Raw genomic sequence first — 22,267 nt, 5'->3', positions numbered from 1 at the left:
ATGATAAAAAAATACTTTCTGATACTATTTTTATATACATCAGGCTTATTTGCCCAGGGAGAAGCCAACAACTGGTTTTTTGGCGCCGGAGCCGGAATACATTTTGATGCCAATGGAGTGGTAACCTCTCTCACGAACGGACAGATTCAGACCAACGAAGGATGCAGTTCCATTTCTAACGCAAACGGCGATTTACTTTTTTATACCGATGGCCGTACTGTCTGGGACAGAAATCACGTGATTATGCCAAACGGGGACTACTTTGGTGGTAAAGGTTTATTTGGCGACCCGTCCAGTACACAATCGGGGATAATTGTTCCCAAACCGAATGACCCGAATACCTACTATATTTTTACGGTCGATGAGCCGCATCATGATAATGCTGCCACCTATCCGGCCCGTAATACGGGATTTACAGAAAGCCAGGACGATGGCTACAATAACGGATTCAATTATTCCACGGTTAACCTGCAGCTAACGGGAAGTAACGGAAGTATCGGTAATATTACCAACCGGAACAAGCACCTTATTACTTATGATACCAATCCTAACGGTGATGAAATAAAATACAAATGCTCCGAAAAAATTACGGCAGTAAAAGACGCTTCCGGCGGTTATTGGGTTATTACCCATTTCATAAACCGTTTTTATGCTTTCAGAGTTACCAGTACCGGAGTTTCACAAACACCGGTGGTCTCGACAGTTGATCCGTATATTACACTAAGTGGTTACAGGAGAAACGCTATCGGGTATTTAAAAGCATCGCCCAATGGTCAGAAATTAGCCATAGCCCATTCTCAAAACGGTACGGAAACAGGGGAGACAACTAATGACGGATCGGTTTATTTATACGATTTTGATAAAAATACCGGAATAGTTTCAAATCCTGTTGCCCTGATTAATTCCGTTAATGCGTATGGAATTGAATTTTCGGCAGAAACCAAAAAACTATACGCCAGTATTAGAGAAAGCAATGTTAATAGTATTGCCCAGTTTGATCTGGAAAGCGCTAATATTCCGGGTTCGATATTGAATATTTCGAATACTACGGCTACAGGAGCGTTGCAGCTGGGACCGGATAAAAAAATATACTTTACCAATTCCGCAACCATACACCTGAGCGTCATCAACAATCCGGAAGAGACGGGTAGTCTTGCCGGTTTTGTTATGAATGCCATTACGTTAAGCAGCGGACTGGCAACATTAGGATTGCCGCCTTTTATAACCTCGGTATTTTATCCGAGTTTTCAGGTTGCCAATACCTGTTTTGGCGATACGACAACTTTCACTATGCCGGCCTCACTAACCAATCAGGCCTATACCAGTATCGAATGGAATTTTGGAGATGCTTCACCGGTTTCAAATGCCGTAGCGCCTACGCATGTGTATGCGGCACCCGGAGATTATCCGGTTTCGGTGACCGTAGTGATCAATGGTAATGCGGTAACCAATTCCGAAACGATTACCATCTATGAGGTTCCGGTGGCAAATCCGGTTGGAAACCTGCAGCTTTGTGATTCCGATAGCGACGGCCTGACCCAAATCAATTTACAGCAGCAAACCGGCAGTATTTTAGGAACGCAGTCGTCTACGGTTTTTGAAGTACTGTATTTTCTGTCTCCGGCAGATGCTGCCAGTAATCAGAATGCAATAGACCCGACGAATTTTACCAATACAGTGCCGTCGTTTACGCTTTATGCCCGGGTACAGAATAGAAGTAATTCCGCTTGTTTTGCTACAACTTCTTTCCAGGTTACGGTAACACCAAAACCGGTCATCACAGTACTAACCGATTATGCCCTTTGTGACGACAGCAGCAGTAATGGTTTTGAAACATTTGATTTGCAGACAAAAATCGCAGGAATTTTAGGAACCCAGAATGCTGCAGATCACGCCATTAGTTTTCATGCAACGCAGGCCGATGCCGATGCCGGATCGAATGCACTGCCGTATCTGTTTACAAATACCAATGCAAACAGTCAGGAAATTTATGTGCGGATAGAAAATACCACTAATACCAATTGCTATAGTACCAAAAGCTTCTTTTTAAAGGTCAATACACCTCCGGTCGTGTCACCGGCTACCTTGGTACAATGTGATTTCGGATTAAATCCGGACGGGTTTACCACTTTTAATCTGAATGAAGCCGATGCCGTACTGACGAACGGAAATACTAACCGGATAACAACCTTCTTTTTAAACAATGCTGATGCAGTAGCGAATACCGCTCCTTTAAATCCGGTTTATACCAATATTTCCAATCCGCAGCAAATATCAGTAAGAGTTACCGATACCCAAACCGGCTGCTACAGCATTACAACACTTTCGCTGCACGTGAATACGACAGCTACACAGGAACTGGTTATGAATGGCTGTTCGGATAATGGCTATTATACTTTTAACCTGACAGGTTTAGGACTGGAAACCAGTACCAATACCGTTAAATATTACAGCTCGGTTACCGATGCTCTGCTGGAGCAAAACGAACTGAATACAGCCTTTACCAATACAACCGTTGGCTTCCAGACGGTTTATGCCCGCGTTGAGAGTAATAACGATTGTGAAGGCTTGCATGAAATAAAATTATACATACGAAGATTGCCGGCACTGGCTGTTGATGCTTCACCAAAATTATGCACAGACCAGCCGGTAACCCCGCTATTATTAACAAGCGGTATTGTCTCGGCTAACGGTTATCAGTTTTTGTGGTCAACCGGAGCGACAACTCCAACGATCAGTGTGATCACGCCGGGTGTCTATACGGTTGCGGTGACCAATGTTTACGGCTGCTCGGCTATCAGGACATTAACGGTAGAACCGTCCAATGTGGCTACGGTAACGGCTATAGAAGTGGAAGACTTAACAGAAAATAATACCATAACGGTTTATGTAACGGGAAGCAGTAACCATTATGTTTATGGAATTGATGCACCGGACGGACCTTTCCAGGACAGCAACTTTTTTGACAATGTTGCTACCGGTATCCATACCGTTTATATCCGGGATTTTAACGGCTGCGGTACGATTGCAAAACAGGTGGCTGTATTGGGCATTCCGAAATACTTTACGCCAAACGGAGACGGTTACAACGATTTATGGCGTATTAAAGGCGCTGCAAATAGCCTGTATAAAAACAGCATTGTCAATATTTTTGACCGTTACGGTAAATTATTAAGACAGATGAAAGCTTCCGAAGGCTGGAATGGTATTTACAACAACCAGCCGCTTCCGGCAACCGATTACTGGTATGTGGTTTATTTGCAGGACGGAAGAGAAGTAAAAGGCCATTTTACGCTGAAAAGATAACTGTTTTTCAATATTCAAAACAGGTATGGCCGTAAGCTAACAGGCGGTATACCGGAATAAATTCAGAAAATGAAAAGACACATACTTGTTGACGGGGTACGCTTAAACGTGTACACGGCCACTATTGACCATACGAAACCGTATATCGTTTTTCTACACGATTCCCTGGGTTGCATCACCCTATGGCGCAACTTTCCGGATATACTGGCACAGGCAGCGCAGTGCAATGTGATGGTCTATGACCGGCAGGGTTATGGCGAATCGGATGCTTTTACAACCATTGAACGCCATAACGACTATCTTGAAAAGGAAGCCCAAACGCTGGACAGTCTTCTGGCAGCGCTGGCTATTGATGCAGCAATCCTGTTCGGGCATAGCGATGGCGGTTCGATAGCTTTGCTAACGGCGGCAATGTTTCCTGAACGGATTAAAGCGGTGATTACCGAAGGAGCTCACGTGTTTGTAGAAGATATTACGCTAAACGGCATCAGGGCAGCTGTGGAAGCGTATGCAACCACCAATCTGAAAGAAAAACTGTTCAAATACCATGGCGATAACGTAGACGGACTGTTCCGCGCATGGACGGAAACCTGGCTCTCGGACCGGTTCAGAAGCTGGAATATTGAAAAATATTTACCCAATATTACCTGCCCGGTACTGGTGCTTCAGGGCGAAAACGATGAATTTGGCAGCACAAAACAAGTGAGTGCCATAGCAGAACAGGTGAGCGGCAGGGCACAGCAATGCCTTATTCCGGCTGTTGGACATTCGCCGCACAAAGAAAATCCGGAGCAGACACTGGAACCGGTGATCCGATTCCTACAGTCGTTACAGTCTTAGAAAATCTTATGCGTTTTCCGGTGTTTTCTTAATCATATTCAGATAACCCTGTAATATGGAAGACAGCACGATCGTCAGGAAAGCACCGATAATGTTCAGCCACAGGAAACTCACCACATCCAGATAATAGATGTAAAAAATAAGCAGCTGACTGGTCATAGCCGCCCAAAAAACGGCTTTTGCCTTAATAAACTTGATATAAAACGCAATCAGGAAAATACCCAATACGGTTCCGTAAAAGATGGAACCAACAATATTTACCAGCTGGATCAGGTTTTCAAATAAAGTACCCACACAGGCAAACAGGATGGCAATTAAACCCCAGAAAAGCGTAAAAAGCTGGGTAGCGTTTACAAAATGCTTTTCGGATTTCTCCGTTTTTAAATTCCTTTTGTACAGGTCAATCGTTGTCGTGGAAGCTAATGCATTTAATCCCGAAGCGGAAGAAGACATTGCTGCCGACAGGATTACGGCCAATAACAAGCCTATAAGCCCTTTTGGAAGGTAGTTCAGGATAAAGTGGATAAATACATAATCCTTATCGTTTGTTTCGGTTTTAACATCCGCTTTTTTAATCAGTTCTTTGGCATCTTCCCGCAGGTCTTTTTCTTTACTGGATAAGGAAACCATTTTCTGCTGTAAGATAGGATTGTCAAAATCCTGCTGCAATTGCCCCACATACAGCATGCTGATCTCTTTTTTCTCTTCCTGTACCTGGTCGAGCTGTGCTTCCAGTTTTTTATATGCCGCTTTGTATGGGGAATGCTCTACAATCTTGATGTTATTCGGGTTAAAGTGCAGCGGAGCCGAGTGAAACTGGAAGAATACAAAAACCATAACTCCGGTTAACAGTATGAAAAATTGCATCGGGACTTTTAGCAATCCGTTCATGATTAAGCCCATCTGGCTTTCTTTAATGGATTTTCCGGTAAGGTAACGTCCAACCTGTGACTGGTCGGTACCAAAATAGGAAAGTGCCAGGAAAAAACCGCCGGTAATACCGCTCCAGAACGTATATCGGGTTTCCGGATCAAAAGAAAAATCAACAATATTCATTTTCCCGTTGGCACCGGCTATACCCAGCGCATTACTAAAACTAAGCTCGTCCGGTAAATAGCTTAAAATGAGCACAAAGGTGATGAACATTCCGGTCATGATCACAAACATTTGCTGTTTTTGCGTGACATTCACCGCTTTCGTTCCACCGGAAAAAGTATAGACAATAATCAGTAAACCGATAATGATATTCATTAAAGTAAGGTTCCAGCCCAGCAGGGAGGATAAAATAATAGCCGGAGCATAAATGGTTAGTCCGGTTCCCAATCCACGCTGAAAAAGGAATAGAAAAGCAGCCAGCGAACGGGTTTTGACATCAAAACGCTGTTCCAGGAATTCATAAGCCGTAAAAACTTTTAAACGGTGGTATATCGGAATAAAGGTGATACAGATCACGATCATCGCGATGGGCAAACCGAAATAGAACTGTACAAATCCCATTCCGTCATGATAAGCCTGTCCGGGAGTAGAGAGGAAAGTAATTGCACTGGCCTGGGTGGCCATTACGGAAAGACCAACGGTCCACCAGGGTGTTTCGTTATTGCCGAGAATAAACTCTTCGACATTTTTACTTCCTTTGGTTTTTAAAGAACCGTAAATTACAATGAATAAAAGGGTTGCTGATAATACTATCCAGTCAATACTCTGCATGGTTTAGGCGTACATTTGCATTAAAAAATAAAACAACAGTATATAGAAAGCGTTTAGTATTAATACCAAAGTGTAGCTTTTTTTCCAGGAATTCGGTTTTTCAGTCATGTTGTTTTGAATTTAATACCGGATTTCTGCGCATCCGGTATTACGATACTTGGTTTCGAAAATACGAAAAAGATTTACGCTATTTCGATTATTAACACTATTTCCCTACAGCAATGATGTTTGCCATAAGACGGAATGCTCCCGAAACGCCTTCCGGCAGTTCTCTGAAAAAGCTCAGTCCTGTATAGACATAATATCCTTTGCCGTATTTGGCTACTAATAAAGCTCCTTTTTTAGGGGTTTCTCCTTTATCATTAGCTTCCAGTACAGGCGTAAATTCACTGCCCCATTTGTCCGGATAGTATAAACCCTGTTCCTGAACCCAGCCTTTAAAATCATCAGCGGTTATTTTGTTCGGGAAATTGAGGACTTTGTGTTTTGGATCTAAAAAGGTAACCGTGGCATTTTCTTCCGTTACACGATCGGAAGAAATTTCAAGCGGGTAGGGTGCAATATCCTGTGTTATCAGGCTTCCGGTTGTATTGTACTGGACTACCATCGTACCGCCGTTGCGAACATATTCGAACAATAAAGGCTGTTTGAACTGTAAGGCTTCCACAACATTATAAGCACGGATGCCTACCACTACCGCATCAAAAGTTTCCAGTAAACTACTGGTTATTTTTTCCGGTTTTACAATAGTCACCGTATAACCCATTTGTTGCAGGCTCTGCGGAACCTGGTCGCCGGCACCCATAATATAGGCAATGTTTTTTCCTTTGATCTCCACATCGGCTTTGGTAAATTTCGCTTCGGCAGGCAATAAAACCTGTTGTAAGGCAATGTGCGGATAATCGATCAGGATCTGCTGTTTATCAAAGCGTTCGCCATTAACAACTGCAATGCTTTTGGCTACAGCTTCCGATGCATAATTGGGCGGCGTTACTTCAAAAGTTACTGTTTTTTCACTTCCTTTCCGGGATAACTGGAACGGAATGGTTTCGGGAACCACTTTCCAGTCGGCAGGAAGTTCCAGTTGTAAAGTACCGTTGCAATTGTCTTTTCCGGCTTTTACTTTTACCGCTACCAATTGTTTTTTCCGGTCTTTAAACAGCTGTACTTTGTTTAAAATTTCGGTAGTAACTTCCGGCACTACATCCAGTGGACGGTACACTTCTCCTTTTACAGGATCGTTGTATTTATAGATGATTTCTTTCGTAAACGGAATTTCGGTGCCTTCCACCAGTATGGAGAAAGTAACAGCAATTTTACGGATAATGTCCGGAATCCCTATTTTTTGCTGGTCGTTCACCGAGTACATTCCGGTGGTTCCCTTTTCATTCAGCCAGTAAGGCGAGGTGTAAGGAGTATCTTTAGGTATCGAAATGCTGATGGTTTCGCTTTCAAACAGGTTGTTCTTTAACGGAAAACTTTGCTCAATGGTTTGCTTGTCCGGCTGTATAACCAGGCTTAACAGCTTCATTTCAACCGTACTTCGGTTAATGGCTTCCCATTTTACCTTCAGATTGCTTCCCGGGGTAACCGATTGATTTTCGGCTACTGCTTCCAGGTATAAACCGGAACATTCGGCTATAATGGCTTTTACTTCCTCCAGTTTGATGGTTTTCCAATGGTTGTCTTCTAAATTCTGAATCTGCTGGTACACTTTTACCAGGTCATATACCGAAGCGGAAGGATTTTTAAAGTCAAAGCATTTTAAGATAAAATCGATGGTTTCTCCAATGCGGGCACCGCCTTTAACGCGATTCCAGGAGGTATCAATGCCTTCAAATAAATTTTGCTGATCCGTTAACGGACTTCCTTTAATCAGTTCCAGGTATTCCATGTCTTCCCCGCGGGCACCGGTAGTACCAAATCCCTGCGATTGGTGCTTACTGCGACTCAAAGCGGCAACTTCCTGATTGGATTTCCCCAGTGAAGGATAATAAACACCGGTTCTTAAGTTGACATATTTTGATTTGTCTGCTTTTTCAAATTTGTCTTTTCCGCCAAAAAACCACCAGGAAACATTAAAGAATAAACGTTTGGGCTGCCATGGTTTTACAAATTTCAGTTGTGAAGGCTCAAATGAAGCATCTGCCGCTAAGGTGAAAAGCTCCTGCGACAGCATGGCCGAAGAGGTGTGATGCCCGTGTGTTGTTCCGGGGGAACGGTGGTCGAAACGGTTAATGATAATGTCCGGCTGAAAATTCCGGATAATCCACGCCATGTCACTCATAACTTTTTCCTTATCCCATATTTCCAGCGTTTCATTGGGCACTTTCGAATAGCCGAAATCGTTTGCTCTGGAAAAAAACTGTTCACCGCCGTCTGTTTTTCGGGCTTCGATTAATTCCTGAGTACGGATAACGCCTAAAAGCTCGCGTAGTTCTGTTCCGATAAGATTTTGTCCGCCGTCACCGCGTGTAAGCGAAAGATAACCGGTACGGGCTTTTTTGCTGTTGGCTAAAAATGAAATAAGACGGGTGTTTTCGTCATCGGGATGGGCTGCAATATAAAGTGCGGATCCTAAAAAGTTTAATTTTTCTATCTGGTTATAAATCTCAGAAGGAGTTGGTTTTTTAGGCTGTTGTGCAAAAGTATGCTGGGTAAGGAAGATAAAAAATATAAAATAGAAAGGTAATTTTTTTGTCATAATATTCATTAAGGTTGGCTTTTCAAATATACTATTCCTTCTGTTAAATAATAAAAGCAAAGACGTTAAAAAAACGCCTTTGCTTTTAAATTATCTTCTTCCGTGTCCGTTTCCGCGGTCACCACCACGATCACCGCCGCCATATTCACGTCCGTTGCCGTTGTTTCCGCGGTCGCCGCTGTTGTAGTCACGTCCGTTTCCGCGTCCGTTTCCGTTGTCAAAACTTTTTCCATCGTTACGGCTGTTACCGTTGTCGGCAGTTCTGTATTCGGTTCGGAAATCGTTGTGTTTTCGTTCTCTGTAATTATTGTCCCTTCTGTCGTCTCTGTATTCGTAATCTCTTCGGGAGTCGTTAATCACGCGGTATTCTACATCTCTTGGTCTTGGATTGATGGCTACCTGTGGTGTACCTCTGTAACCTCTGTAATATTTTACTTTATGTCTTTTATAGTAAACGTATGGGTTGGGACCATAATCATGTAAGCAAACCTTATAAGCGCTGTACAAATCATAGTGTCTGTAAGGTCGCGGCAGATAAGCCGTTCTTACCCAGCCGCCATTGCTGAAATAAATGAACATCGCGGTGTTGATGTCATAATACATTTCAATATCCGGTAAATAATAATAACGGATGTCGGTATACCCGGTAGGTCCCCAGGCCGGAGGTGTCCCTATATTTACATTTATAGAAACCTGGGCATTCATACTGCTTGTAAAGAATAAAATCCCTAACAATACTAATTTTATAGCTTTCATGATCTTAGTTTTTTGATTAAACAAATTATTTGGGTTGTTTAACCATTTCCAAGTATTGTGCCAAAAAATATTAAGTGGTGATTTCGCAGAATGAAAAAAGCCTTTTTTGTGCTGTAACCCTTTTAAAAACAAGGGTTTGTTGTTTTTTAAAAATTAGTCTGTAAATTCCTTTTCTTCATGATGAAGAGTGATTATCGAGATGGCTTTTTGAAGCAGCAGGTTGTTGGGATAGGTGATTCTTTCGCCTTCTTTTGTTTTTAAGAGTGCGTGAAAAGTAGTAATGTCTTCAATCTCGGCTTCAATGGGAAAATCTTTATCGTGAATTTTAATAATATCGCCAATTTTAAACGGAAAAGAAAAAAACAGGATAACCCCTGCGGTAATATTGCTTAGTATGGACCATTGGGCAAACATGGCAACGCCAATTACGGCAAACATAGAGGAAACCACAAGAAGAATATCATCAGCCTTAACCCCCCAGATTACGGTTAGCGATAACACCGTCAGGGAACCTATAAGGATACTGATGTATTTTATAACTAGATTACTGCGTCGTTCCATAGTGTGGGACAACAGGGTAAACCGCTTCACAATTTTTGTAGCCAGATAACGGATAATGGCAAAGAAAAGAAGCGTAATGACGGAGCTGATGATTTGGGTAGTGTACTCGTTATTGATCATTTCAACATTGTTTATACTACAAATGTAAGCAAATGTTGGAAGACTTTGTCCACCGGAAGTCCGACCACATTATTATAGGAACCGTCAATTCGTGCAATGGCAACCAGTCCGATCCATTCCTGAATGCCGTAGGAACCTGCTTTATCAAAAGGACTGTAGTTGTCCAGGTAATATTTAATATAGGCATCCGGCAGTTCGTTAAACGTAACTCTGGTTACTTCGTGAAAAGTATCGGTTTTTGCATTGCTCCGGATGCTTACCGATGTGATTACTTCGTGGGTTTTTCCGGATAAGGACTGTAAGGTCCGGAAAGCATCGTCATAATCTTTTGGTTTACCCAATGCTTTGCCTTCGTGCCAGACAATCGTATCGCTGGTTACCAGGATATCCTTATCGGAAAGGGTTCCGTTAAAAGCATCGGCTTTTAATTCGGCTAAGAAATCCGTGATCTCTTCGGCTTTCAGGGAATCGGGATATATTTCGTCTACTTCTTTAAGACGGATTTCAAAATCCAGATCCAGTTCTTTAAAAAAGTTTTGACGTCTTGGTGATCCGGAAGCCAGAATGATCGTATGATTCTTAAAAATTTCTTTAAGCATTGTATTTCATGTTAAGGGTAATGACCACGATGGACAGTATTCCGAAAAGCAGGATAATTTTAAGAAGACTGCTTAAAAAACGGAATTCGGTTTTAGTTTTGGCACTCCATATTTTAATGATAAAATAGAGTAGTGGTCCTAATATACACAGCAGGGCATAATACAGTACAAACTGTAATCCCAGAAGGTTTTTGTTGATATAATAAATAAGGGCCAACACAGGAATAAAAGCGAGTGCAAAAACTACTTTTGTCGCTCTGGCTTTGCCCAATACGATAGGAAGCGTACTCATTCCGGCATTATAGTCGCCGTCCATGTCTTCCAGATCTTTTACGATTTCACGGATAAAATTGATGATAAAAGCAAATAAAGCATAATCCAGCAGTATCTGGAAAAGCACACTCATCTGCGCCTGATTCCCGTCGTTGATAGCCGGGTATAAATCAAAAACACCAATGATGATCACGCTTACAGACAAAAGCAATGCAACAATGATATTGCCGATTAAAAGACTCTGCTTTAAACTGGTGGCATATAAATATAAGGTAGCCGCAATTACAATGAACAAGGTCGAAAAACTGGCTTTCCCAATAATATTAGACAGGTAAAATCCAATGCCGACACCCAGTACGGTAACGGCGATATAGATATTATAGGCCATTGTTTCTGAAATGGATCTGCCCACAACCACCGCATCGGGTTTCGAAATACTGTCGGTTTCCTGATCCATGATGTTGTTAATCACAAATCCGCCGGCAGCGATGCAAACGGTTGCCAGAACCAGCAACAGGTATTGAAAATCGGATAAGGCCAGTGCAATGCCGGATTGTTGCTTTAAGAAGCCGTAACGAAACAACAGTTGCATTAAGGCTATCATGATCAGGTTTTGGTAGCGGATTAGTTTTAAGAAATTGAGCATGAGCGGTATTGAATTGCTTTGGGTTGTTTTATAAGTGTGAATTAGTCGTATTTGGCATCAAAATGCTCCATCCATTTCCCCTGTACTTTCATAACCTGTTCGATAACATCACGCACAGCGCCTTTTCCGCCGTTTTTATGGGAAATGTACTGGCAGATCTCTTTTATCTCGGGTGAGGCATCCTGCGGACACGTAGCCAGTCCTACCAGCTTCATCACGTGGTAATCCGGAATATCGTCGCCCATATAAAGTACCTGATCGGCTTTTATGTTGTAGATGTCGGTAAACTCATCAAAGGTTTCCACTTTATCCGGTACCCCTAAATAAATATCGGTAATTCCTAAGTTGCGCAGCCTGACACGCACTCCTTCATTGCTTCCTCCGGAGATGATGCAAACGGTATAGCCGTTTTCGACAGCGGCTTTCATAGCATAGCCGTCACGGATGTTCATGTTGCGGAGCATTTCTCCGGTTTGGGTAACGTGAATGGTACCATCGGTTAATACCCCGTCGACATCAAAAATAAAAGTAGTGATGTCGTTCATTAATTCTTTGTAACTCTTAGACATTGTTTTTCTGTATGGATTCTGTTAGTAGTTGGTATATTGCTGTTCTGTCCGGATGGTTTTCCAGGAACGAAAGTTGCTTTTCAATTGTGTTGCGGTCGTTGCGTTTTGCCGGACCGGTTTGTGCCGCTTTTGGCGACAGGGTTTTGATTTTATCGGCAGTTTCCTGTATTAGCGGGTATAAAATTTCAAAAGGGACTTCATTTTCGGTACAGATTTCATTTCCGATCTGGTACAGGTGGTTTACAAAATTACAGGAAAAGACCGCTGCGATATGAAGGCTCTGGCGCTGCCGGGAATTAACCGCATAAACCTTATCGGATATTGCTTTGGCAACAGCCTCCATGATGGCAAAATCGGCTTCGTTTTCACTTTCCAGGCAAAAGGGAACTTCCCTGAAATTGACCGCTTTGGTTTTTGAAAAAGTCTGTAACGGATAAAACACTCCTTTTCTGTTTTTAGGGCTCAGAATATCCAGTCCGCTGCTGCCGGAAGTATGGACTACAAATTTATTCGTAAAATTCAGTTGTTCGGATACTGCGGCAATGGCATCGTCGGAAACGGCAATGATATATATGTCGGCATCTTTTAGCTCCGAATAATCTGAAATAATCTTCGTTAACGGCAGTAAATCGGATAAATTTTCAGCTTTTCGGGCAAATGCCTGCACTAAAGTTATGGCTTCTGTTTTTTCAAAAACGGAAATCAGGTGCCGGGCCACATTTCCCGATCCGATAATAGCTACTTTAATCATGATGCTAAAGTAATAAAAATACTTCTTTATGTAAACAATTCCAATGAATCTCGCTGCAAGAGGGAAGTGGCGATTTTGTTTGAACGGATGCTTCCGGCTTCTTTTTTATAAATATTCGCAATATGAGAATATTGTGTTTTTTGCTTTTAGGTAATTTTTGTAAGCATTTTTTAAGTTTTTTCATTTTTAACAGTATTGCTTTACAGGAAATTAGATGTTTTTGTAGGAGTTTATTTGGAGTTTGCAATTTATGTGTATTTTTTTCTTGTATATTCTCAAAATGTGTAATACATTTATAAAAGTAAATAAATGTTCGCATAATATGTTTTTTATGTTTTTTGAAAGTTGATTTAATCAGTGTTAGAAAGTTCTGTTTATTTATTGTAATATTTTGTTAGAATAGATTTGTTTTGATTGTACAAAATGTATTGTATTTGAAGTGCCCCAGTGAAAGTACAATTGATTCTTTTTGAAAATCCATGTAATTATTGTAATCGCCGTTTCTGTTTCGTGAAGTTTAGGTTTAACACTTGAAAAAAACAACATAAATGAATGATTAACCAGCAGTTAGCGCCTTTGTATAAGGGAGCTTACAGTGCTATTTAATATACTGTATAAAAAAACAACCTATAAATCTATTGCTTATGAATTGGAATTTTACTCTGAAAAAATGTTTTAAAAGGCTCTACCTGCTTTTTTTAATGTTTTTTCTCTTCGTTCATGTTGATAGCAGCGCACAGGTATCGTATGTGTATGCCAATCAACTTTTGGCTAATAATAGCCATGTAGCTGCCCCTGGTAACGCGGTTTCAGTGAGTACTACCGATTATGCCACGCTGGAATCTTATGGTGGTATTGCTATTAATTTAGGTTCCTATACCGGAAGAATAGAACTGGGTTTCCCGTCTACGGTACCGGCAGGAACAACTTCCTATATCAGAATCCAGACCGATAACACCCTTTTAAACACCTTATTAGGAGGTGGTTTAGGTGGTGCTCTGGCTAATTTGACAGGAACACTGGCCCTGGGAAATCACTACTTTAATGTTAATGTCAAGCAAACAGGAAATGCGACCCCGGTATTTTCTGCTTCTTCGATTAATGGTTTTGCCAATGAAAGTGCAAGACTTGTTTATGATGTCAATGGTAATTATTACATTGCAGTAACACCCAATGTGAGCTATAACAGTATTGAAATTGAGGATTTAACAAACACCTTGTTGCTGGGTACAATCAATACCATGAGAGTATACAGCGCGTTCTATTTTTCAGGCAGTGATGTTTGTAATCCGGCATTTACCACTTCTTTCGATGGTACCGGAGGTACTGTAGATATCTTAGGCGTTGGCGGTGCAGGTGTAGCAGATCCGAAAAATGCCATTGATACGGATAACAACAGCTATTCCATGGTAAGTATGGGAGCGCTGACCGTTGCAGGAACCATAAGTCAGACAATTTATTTTGCAACGCCGTCCAGTACTACAGACCAGTTTCATTTAACCCTGCAGCTGGATGATCCTTCACTATTGAATTTAGGTGTATCAGATGGTATTAAAATAGAAGCGCTGCTCGGGCAAAATGTAGTCTATTCGACCGGATTAGGTGCATTGCTCAACGCAGATGTTTTGGGACTGCTCAGTGCCGGACAGAAAACCAATGTTTCTTTTTCTCCCGGACAGTCGTTCGACAGGGTTAAGTTGACAATCTCCTCACTGGTACAGTTAAACGTGACCAAAACGGTCAAAATATTTAATGTATATCGTTCTCCGGCTAAGCCTGATGTAACTTCTGCGAACCAGAATCTGGCCATTTGCAGCGGTCAGCCGGTATCTTTAACGGCTACTACCGCTTCCACAAATCAATTGCTCTGGTACAACAGTCTTACCAGTACCGCTCCGGTAGCGACTACGGCCTATAACGTACCTTATCTGATTTCTAACGTGTCTGCAACAGCAACCTATTATGTTGCGGCAAGACAAATAGGCTGTACCGCTGTTTCAGAAAGGGTTCCGATTACGATAACCGTTTCGTCCCTTCCGATAGCAACAGATATAACCATCAATGCAAATGTAGCCGCTTCCTGTCTGGGTGTTGCTGTTTTAGCACCAACAACAGCTTTGTCTGGCGGTACATTCAAATATTTTACAGATCAGTTAAAAACACAGGAAATTACAACCGGTTTTGTCGGTCATGCGGGAATTACCTATGTGAAAGATCCTGTTACCGGCGCCTTAACGGTTAGCGGGTTAAACGCAACCAATACACCCAGAAGTTATTTTATAGCAGTGGAACTTGCCGGAGCCTGTGAAAATGCAGCGAATACTTTAGCGGAAGTACAGGTTGGTTTGTCTGTTACAACACTTGATGTTCAGACGGCCATTTCCGGCTGCGGATTTGTAAACCTTAGAAATGCCATTGTAAATTTTGATACGACCGGCAATACAACATACTCTTTTTTCGATAGCACGAACACTCCTTTAACGCCGGATCAGGCAGCCAATATAACGGTAGGAGGGACTTATTATATTGAAGCTTTAAATGCGAGTAGTACCTGCCCGTCTGAAAGAAAAGCGGTAGTAGTAACGGTAAATCCGTTACCGCAGTTGCAGGTAGTACCGTTAACCTATACGGTGAATCTTGGCGATTCGGTAACCCTACTGTCAACATCCAATGCAACCGTAACCTGGTTTGACCAAAACGGTGTTGCTTTAGCGGCTAACGTAGCCGGACCGTTTACAACAGCCGGTTATTATACTTTTACGGCTGTGGCCAATAACGGACTGTGTGCGGTTAATATCTCCGTAACGGTTAACGTTATTGATCCTTCCAACTGTCCGCCGTTTATGGATAGGGTGTATGCCAATACACAAAGTTCCGGTTCGATTATTACAGGTGGTGTTATGAATGGCGGTTCGGCAATCGATCAGAACCCGCAGTCATTCTCAACCATTACTACCGGTATCGGACTTTTGGGTATCGGGACCACCTGGCAGAATCTGCAATGGAATACGACTATTCCGGCAGGTACACCGGTTACCATTAAAGTAGGTACGGAATACAGCGGCTTAACGCTGTTGGGAGCCATTACGATTATCGGTACTAAAAAAGACGGTTTGGGCAATCCTGTAGATATCGGAACCCTGCAACCGCTTTCGGCAAGCTTGCTGAACTTATTACCGGGAGAGAACAGTTTTGAATATACTTTTGTACCGTCCAATACTACCGGACCAAAAGCGTATGACGGAATACGAATTGTTATCGGCTCTATATTGAGCGTGGCGCAAAGTGCCCGTATTTATGAGGCCTATTATGCAAAAGTTTCCAATCCGGTGGTTTGTCAGCCGGGCGATGTGGAAGACGTATTTTATGGTAATATCGATTTGGGTATCGGCGCTTTAACGAGTACCGTTGGAGTAACCAATGCCTGGAATGCCGTTGATAACAGTGAAACTACATTTGCTACGATGTCCAGCGGTGTAGGTGTTTTGGCAGCGGCAGAGATGACCGTGAAATTCAGAAGCCCGTCACAGGAAAATGATGTTATCAAAATCAGAATTTCCAAACCGGGAACCTTATTGAATGCAGGGCTTTTATCCGGTTTGAATATTCAGCGTTATATGGGGAATAACCCGGTTGGAGGAGCGTTGGATACCAGCAGTTCCGTACTGTTGGTACAGCTGCTTAACGGCGGAACAGAAGCCGTGATCATTACCAATGCACAGTCGCCGGCATACGACCGCGTTCGTATCAGAATGGGCGGTGTGGCAAGCGTATTGAATAGTTTACAGATACATTCCGTTACAAGAGAAGCAGCTGTTGACGTAGTAGACAGCGGCGGCGACAGAATAATAGAAGTATGTTATGGTGATCTTGTGAGCATTGCTCCTCAGAATTGTACCACATTTAACTGGTATGATGCGGCAACAGGAGGCAATCTGATCACCAGCGGAACGTCCTATACAGTGCCTTTCAGTTTAGCTGTGGGAACGCATGTCTTTTATCTGCAGCCTGTGAGAAGCGGTTGTGAAGTGATGGCCAGAACGGCGATAACACTGATCGTGGGACCTACCTCGCCACAGACTTCGATTACCGGTATTTTAATTAATTCCGGGAATAACACAACATTGTGCGCTCCAGGCGGTGCGGTTACCTTAACAGCACAGTTGAACAGTACTCCGGCGGTAACCAATCCGGTTTATTACTGGTATAGTTTTAACGGAACGGTTCAGACCCTGATTCCGGGACAAACAACCAGTACGCTTTCGTTAACAGGATTAACTCCGGGAACACACACCTATTATGTGGGTGTAAGCTCCGATCAGTTTTGTGAAACGCTGCCGGCAGACAGAATTTCGGTTACGTTCATAATATTACCGCCGTCAGTAGCTACGGATATTACCGTGAGCGATATACAGACCTGTATGAGTAATCCGAATCCGGTTAGCATTCAGCCAACCACGACGTTAACCAATCCGGTTTTTGCCTGGTATTTTACAAATGATATTACGCAACCAATAACCAACGGAACCGTTGGCAGTGTAACCTATGCCATAGCGGCAAACGGTACTCTGACGGTAACCGGTTTAACCACAACAAATAGCCCGTATACCTATTATGTGTCGGTGTCGGGCAATACTACCTGCCCGAATTTACCGGGAACCTTACAGGATGTAGTTGTTAATATGGGCGATGCACCAACGCCAACTACCGATGATACCACTCAGGATTTCTGTAAAGTAGATAATCCGATAGTAGAATCAATCATCGTTAATGAAGCCGGCGTAATCTGGTACAGTGTACCGACAGGTGGAACGTCATTGGCTTCTACAACGCCATTGGTAACCGGAACCTATTACGGAGCCTTGCTGAATGCCGTTTCTGGTTGCGAAAGCTCGGTACGCTTAGCGGTTGCCGTTCAGGTAAATGATGCGCCAACGCCAACAACAAACGATGCCACTCAGGATTTCTGTAAAGTAAATAATCCGATTGTGGAATCAATTATCGTTAATGAAGCCGGTGTGATCTGGTATAATGTGCCAACCGGTGGAACGCCGTTAGTTTCGACCACGGCATTAGTAACCGGAACCTATTATGGTGTATTGGTAGATGCTGTTTCGGGCTGTGAAAGCTCGGTACGCTTAGTGGTTGCCGTTCAGGTAAACGATGCACCAACGCCAACAACAAACGATACCACTCAGGATTTTTGTAAAGTAAATAATCCGATTGTAGAATCAATCATCGTCAATGAAGCCGGCGTGATCTGGTATAATGTGCCAACCGGTGGAACGCCGTTAGCTTCGACCACAGCATTAGTAACCGGTACCTATTATGGTGTATTGGTAGATGCGGTAACGGGTTGTGAAAGCTCGGTACGTTTAGCGGTTGCCGTACAGGTAAACGATGCCCCAACGCCAACAACAAACGATACGACCCAGGATTTTTGTAAAGCAAATAACCCGATAGTGGAATCGATTATCGTGAATGAAGCCGGCGTGATCTGGTACAATGTGCCGACAGGTGGAACGCCATTAGCTTCCACAACGCCATTGGTAACCGGAACCTATTACGGTGTATTAATCGATGCCGCTTCCGGCTGTGAAAGCTCGGTACGCTTGGCTGTTGCCGTTCAGGTAAACGATGCGCCAACACCAACAACGAACGATACGACTCAGGATTTCTGTAAAGTAAATAATCCAACGGTGGCTTCGATCCAGGTAAATGAAACCGGAGTGATCTGGTATACTGTACCAACCGGCGGAACGCCATTGGCTTCCACCACGGCATTGGTAACCGGAACCTATTATGGCGTATTGGTAGATGCTGCTTCGGGCTGTGAAAGCTCAGTACGCTTAGCGGTTGCCGTTCAGGTAAACGATGCGCCAACGCCAACAACAAACGATACGACTCAGGATTTCTGTAAAGTAAATAATCCAACGGTGGCTTCGATCCTGGTAAATGAAACCGGAGTGATCTGGTATACTGTACCAACCGGCGGAACGCCATTGGCTTCTACCACTGCATTAGTAACGGGAACCTATTATGGTGTATTGGTAGATGCGGCTTCAGGTTGTGAAAGCTCGGTACGCTTAGCGGTTGCGGTTCAGGTAAACGATGCGCCAACGCCAACTACGAACGATACCACTCAGGATTTCTGTCAGTCGGCAAATCCAACAGTAGCGTCCATTCAGGTGAATGAAACCGGAGTGATCTGGTATACTGCGCCAACAGGAGGTAGTGTTGTAGCTTCGACTACGGCGTTAATCAGCGGAACAACCTATTATGGCGTATTGGTAGATGCCGCTTCGGGTTGTGAAAGTTCCATTCGTCTGGCTGTTACGGTTCAGGTAAATGATGCACCAACGCCAACAACAAACGATACGACCCAGGATTTCTGTCAGTCGACCAATCCAACGGTAGCGTCCATTCAGGTAAATGAAACCGGAGTGATCTGGTATACTGTACCAACCGGCGGAACACCATTGGCTTCCACCACGGCATTAGTAACCGGAACGTATTATGGCGTATTAGTAGATGCAGCTTCGGGCTGCGAAAGCTCGGTACGTTTAGCCGTTGCGGTTCAGGTAAATGATGCCCCAACGCCAACAACGAATGATACGACTCAGGATTTCTGTAAAGTAAATAATCCAACGGTAGCGTCCATCCAGGTGAATGAAACCGGAGTGATCTGGTATACTGCACCAACAGGAGGCAGTGTAGTGGCTTCGACCACACCATTAGTAACCGGAACCTATTACGGAGCATTAGTAGATGCGGCTTCCGGCTGTGAAAGTTCCATTCGTTTGGCGGTTGCCGTTCAGGTAAGTGATGCGCCAACGCCAACAACAAATGATACAACACAAGATTTTTGTACACAAAGTAATCCAACAATAGCGTCCATCCAGGTAAACGAAACCGGTGTGATCTGGTACAATGTACCAACCGGTGGCACGCCATTAGCTTCTACCACACCGTTAATTAGCGGAATAACCTATTACGGTGTATTGGTGGATGCGGCTTCCGGATGTGAAAGTTCTATTCGCCTGGCGGTAGCGGTGACTATTAACAATACCCCAACACCAACAACGAACGACACCACTCAGGATTTCTGTAAAGTAAACAATCCAACAGTAGCGTCCATCCAGGTGAATGAAACCGGAGTGATCTGGTATACTGCTCCAACAGGAGGAACTGTTGTTACGGCTGCTACGGCACTAACCAGTGGTATGACCTATTATGGAGTAATTGTAGATCCGGTAACCGGCTGTGAAAGTGCTGTTCGTCTGGCTGTTACGGTTCAGGTTAATGATGCCCCAACACCAACTACTAACGATGCGGTACAGGAATTCTGTCCGACGGCTAATCCGACAGTGGCTTCCATTCAGGTAAACGAAGCCGGAGTGATCTGGTATAACGTTCCTGCAGGCGGAACGCCGTTAGCATCAAATACGCCTATAACGGCAGCCGGAACATACTATGGTGTTTTAGTGGATCCGGTTTCGGGCTGTGAAAGTTCGATTCGTTTAGCCGTTGCGGTTCAGTTCTACAGCGGATCACAGGCAACTTTGAGCGGTGGTTCGGCTACCGTATGTCTTCAGGATCAGGTGACCTACACTACAAACGCCGGTATGACCAACTATGTTTGGACGGTTGGTAACGGCGGACAGGTTGTGAGTGGCGGCGGAACCGCAGATAATACAATCACGGTTGTCTGGTCGCAGGTAGGAGCCAATTCGGTTAATGTTAGCTATAACGATGCAAATGGCTGTACCGTTCTTAGTCTGGCAACCCTGAATCTGAATGTGTCCAACTGTTCGGATATTACCATTACGAAAACGGTAGACAATCCTGCACCATTTATTGACGATAATGTTGTATTTACCATTACGGTAACCAATACAGGACAGGCACAGTTCCAGAATGTTGTGGTTAATGAAGTGATTCCGAGCGGATATTCCTTTGTGAGTATGGTCGTTTCAAACGGAACCTACAATAACAACACCGGAATCTGGACAATCCCGGCTTTAGGACCAAATCAGTCTGCAACATTAGCGATCACTGTAAAAGTTTTATTCTCAGGTGATTATTTAAATACAGTAACGATAGCAAGTTCCGACCCGGTAGATGCTGATGTTAATAATAATACGGCAAGTGCCTCTGTTGAACCGATGTGTTTGGTGGTTTATAACGAGTTTACTCCAAATGAGGATGGCTCTAACGATGTTTTCACCATTAAATGTGCCGAACATTTCCCAAATAACACATTGGAAATCTTTAACAGATATGGAAACCTGGTATACAAAACCAGAGGTTATCAAAACGACTGGAAAGGCGTTTCAAATGTAAACGGAACTTTTGACGGAACTGTTTTACCAACGGGAACTTATTATTATGTTTTTGATACAGGAGATAATTCCGGTACTGTTAAAACCGGATGGGTATATATCATGAGATAATCATGATATACCCTTCCATAAGTTTTTTATCAATTTAATAATACACAACATGAGAATAAATATAAAAGATATACTAGTAACGTGCTTTTTAGGAGGAACCATTCTATTTCCACTTACTGTAAAGGCACAGCAAAATCCGGAATATACGCAGTATATGTACAATACAATCACTGTGAATCCCGGATATACGGGATCTCCGGGAGTATTGGAAGCCAACTTGCTTTTGCGCTCGCAATGGGTGGGAATTGACGGGGCTCCGAGAACCGGAACATTCGGGATTCATTCCCCGGTATCCGATAAAATCGGTTTGGGACTTAATGTTATAGCCGATAAGATCGGACCGTCAACGGAAACCTCGGCGTCAGGAAATTTTTCCTATACGCTGAATTTCGGATATAAAACAAAACTTGCCTTTGGTGTAAAAGCCGGGGCAAGAATGTTAAATGTCGACTGGTCCAAAGGACGCTATCTGGATAATAATGATGTCTTGCTGAATAACAATATTTCGAACAGGATCATGCCGCTAATTGGAGCCGGAGCGTATTTATACGGTGAAAAATGGTATGTTGGTGCTTCCGTTCCCAATTTTATCAAGCAGGATTATTATGATGACATCCAGGAATCGGTGGTTGCCGATAAACTGCACTATTATCTTATCGGAGGTTATGTTTTTGATATTTCTGAAGGTTTGAAATTCAAACCATCGGCAATGTTAAAAGCGGTAAGCGGATCACCGTTGGCAGCGGATGTTTCGGCCAACTTTCTTTTGCAGGAGAAACTAACGCTGGGAGCGTCCTATCGCTGGGACGATTCCGTAAGTGCTCTTGTGGGATTACAGTTCTTAGATAATTTCTTTATTGGGTATGCATTTGATTATTCAACAACAAAACTGAATAAATATAATGACGGAACGCACGAAATTATATTGCGTTTTCAAATGCCACACAAGTCATCAGCCATTAAATCACCTAGATTTTTCTAA

General features: G+C 43.1%; 12 protein-coding genes. 4 read left to right on the top strand and 8 right to left on the bottom strand.

The features are described 5' to 3' along the window. Both B3394_RS16065 and B3394_RS16060 read left to right on the top strand, forming a co-directional pair. The gene (locus tag B3394_RS16065) at positions 1–3,306 is read left to right on the top strand and encodes a T9SS type B sorting domain-containing protein (RefSeq protein WP_286927017.1); all 3,306 of its coding nucleotides are present in this window, start codon (positions 1–3) and stop codon (positions 3,304–3,306) included. Positions 3,307–3,375: 69 nt separating this feature from the next. Then, the gene (locus B3394_RS16060) at positions 3,376–4,146 is read left to right on the top strand and encodes an alpha/beta fold hydrolase (protein ID WP_286927015.1); all 771 of its coding nucleotides are present in this window, start codon (positions 3,376–3,378) and stop codon (positions 4,144–4,146) included. A 6-nt stretch (positions 4,147–4,152) separates the two neighbouring features. On the opposite strand, the gene B3394_RS16055 is transcribed toward B3394_RS16060, so the two are convergent. From B3394_RS16055 to B3394_RS16020, 8 genes are all read right to left on the bottom strand, one after another. Further along, the gene (locus B3394_RS16055; protein ID WP_286927013.1) at positions 4,153–5,853 is read right to left on the bottom strand and encodes a sodium:solute symporter family transporter; all 1,701 of its coding nucleotides are present in this window, start codon (positions 5,851–5,853) and stop codon (positions 4,153–4,155) included. Positions 5,854–6,058: 205 nt separating this feature from the next. Further along, entirely contained in the window at positions 6,059–8,557 is a 2,499-nt protein-coding gene (locus B3394_RS16050; RefSeq protein ID WP_286927011.1) for a PIG-L family deacetylase, read from the bottom strand. Between the two features lie 90 nt (positions 8,558–8,647). Then, on the bottom strand, positions 8,648–9,313 hold the full coding sequence (locus tag B3394_RS16045; protein ID WP_177734566.1) for a hypothetical protein: 666 nt from the start codon (positions 9,311–9,313) through the stop codon (positions 8,648–8,650). 153 nt (positions 9,314–9,466) lie between these two features. Continuing rightward, entirely contained in the window at positions 9,467–9,994 is a 528-nt protein-coding gene (locus B3394_RS16040) for a mechanosensitive ion channel domain-containing protein (protein WP_177734565.1), read from the bottom strand. 11 nt (positions 9,995–10,005) lie between these two features. Further along, positions 10,006–10,593, bottom strand: coding sequence for a Maf-like protein (locus B3394_RS16035; protein WP_273246953.1), 588 nt, complete (start codon positions 10,591–10,593; stop codon positions 10,006–10,008). After that, positions 10,586–11,512: a geranylgeranylglycerol-phosphate geranylgeranyltransferase gene (locus B3394_RS16030; RefSeq protein ID WP_286927010.1), complete on the bottom strand. Its 927-nt coding sequence runs from the start codon at positions 11,510–11,512 to the stop codon at positions 10,586–10,588. The genes B3394_RS16035 and B3394_RS16030 overlap by 8 nt, the downstream gene beginning before the upstream one ends. A gap of 41 nt (positions 11,513–11,553) precedes the next feature. Then, a complete protein-coding gene (locus B3394_RS16025; RefSeq protein ID WP_177734562.1) occupies positions 11,554–12,081 on the bottom strand; it encodes a KdsC family phosphatase in 528 nt (175 codons plus the stop codon). Continuing rightward, positions 12,074–12,832: a Rossmann-like and DUF2520 domain-containing protein gene (locus tag B3394_RS16020; protein ID WP_286927008.1), complete on the bottom strand. Its 759-nt coding sequence runs from the start codon at positions 12,830–12,832 to the stop codon at positions 12,074–12,076. Before B3394_RS16020 ends, B3394_RS16025 begins: the two co-directional genes overlap by 8 nt. Positions 12,833–13,476: 644 nt before the next feature. Between B3394_RS16020 and B3394_RS16015 the strand changes: the two genes are divergently transcribed. Both B3394_RS16015 and B3394_RS16010 read left to right on the top strand, forming a co-directional pair. Next, the gene (locus B3394_RS16015; protein ID WP_286927006.1) at positions 13,477–21,285 is read left to right on the top strand and encodes a gliding motility-associated C-terminal domain-containing protein; all 7,809 of its coding nucleotides are present in this window, start codon (positions 13,477–13,479) and stop codon (positions 21,283–21,285) included. A 49-nt stretch (positions 21,286–21,334) separates the two neighbouring features. Next, on the top strand, positions 21,335–22,267 hold the full coding sequence (locus tag B3394_RS16010; protein ID WP_177734559.1) for a PorP/SprF family type IX secretion system membrane protein: 933 nt from the start codon (positions 21,335–21,337) through the stop codon (positions 22,265–22,267).

Origin of the sequence: Flavobacterium sp. UBA4197, from assembly GCF_002379575.1 — a bacterium.
GTDB lineage: Bacteria > Bacteroidota > Bacteroidia > Flavobacteriales > Flavobacteriaceae > Flavobacterium > Flavobacterium inviolabile.
The sequence above is the reverse complement of the archived record's forward strand: the minus strand, read 5'-3'. Positions and strand labels throughout refer to the sequence as shown.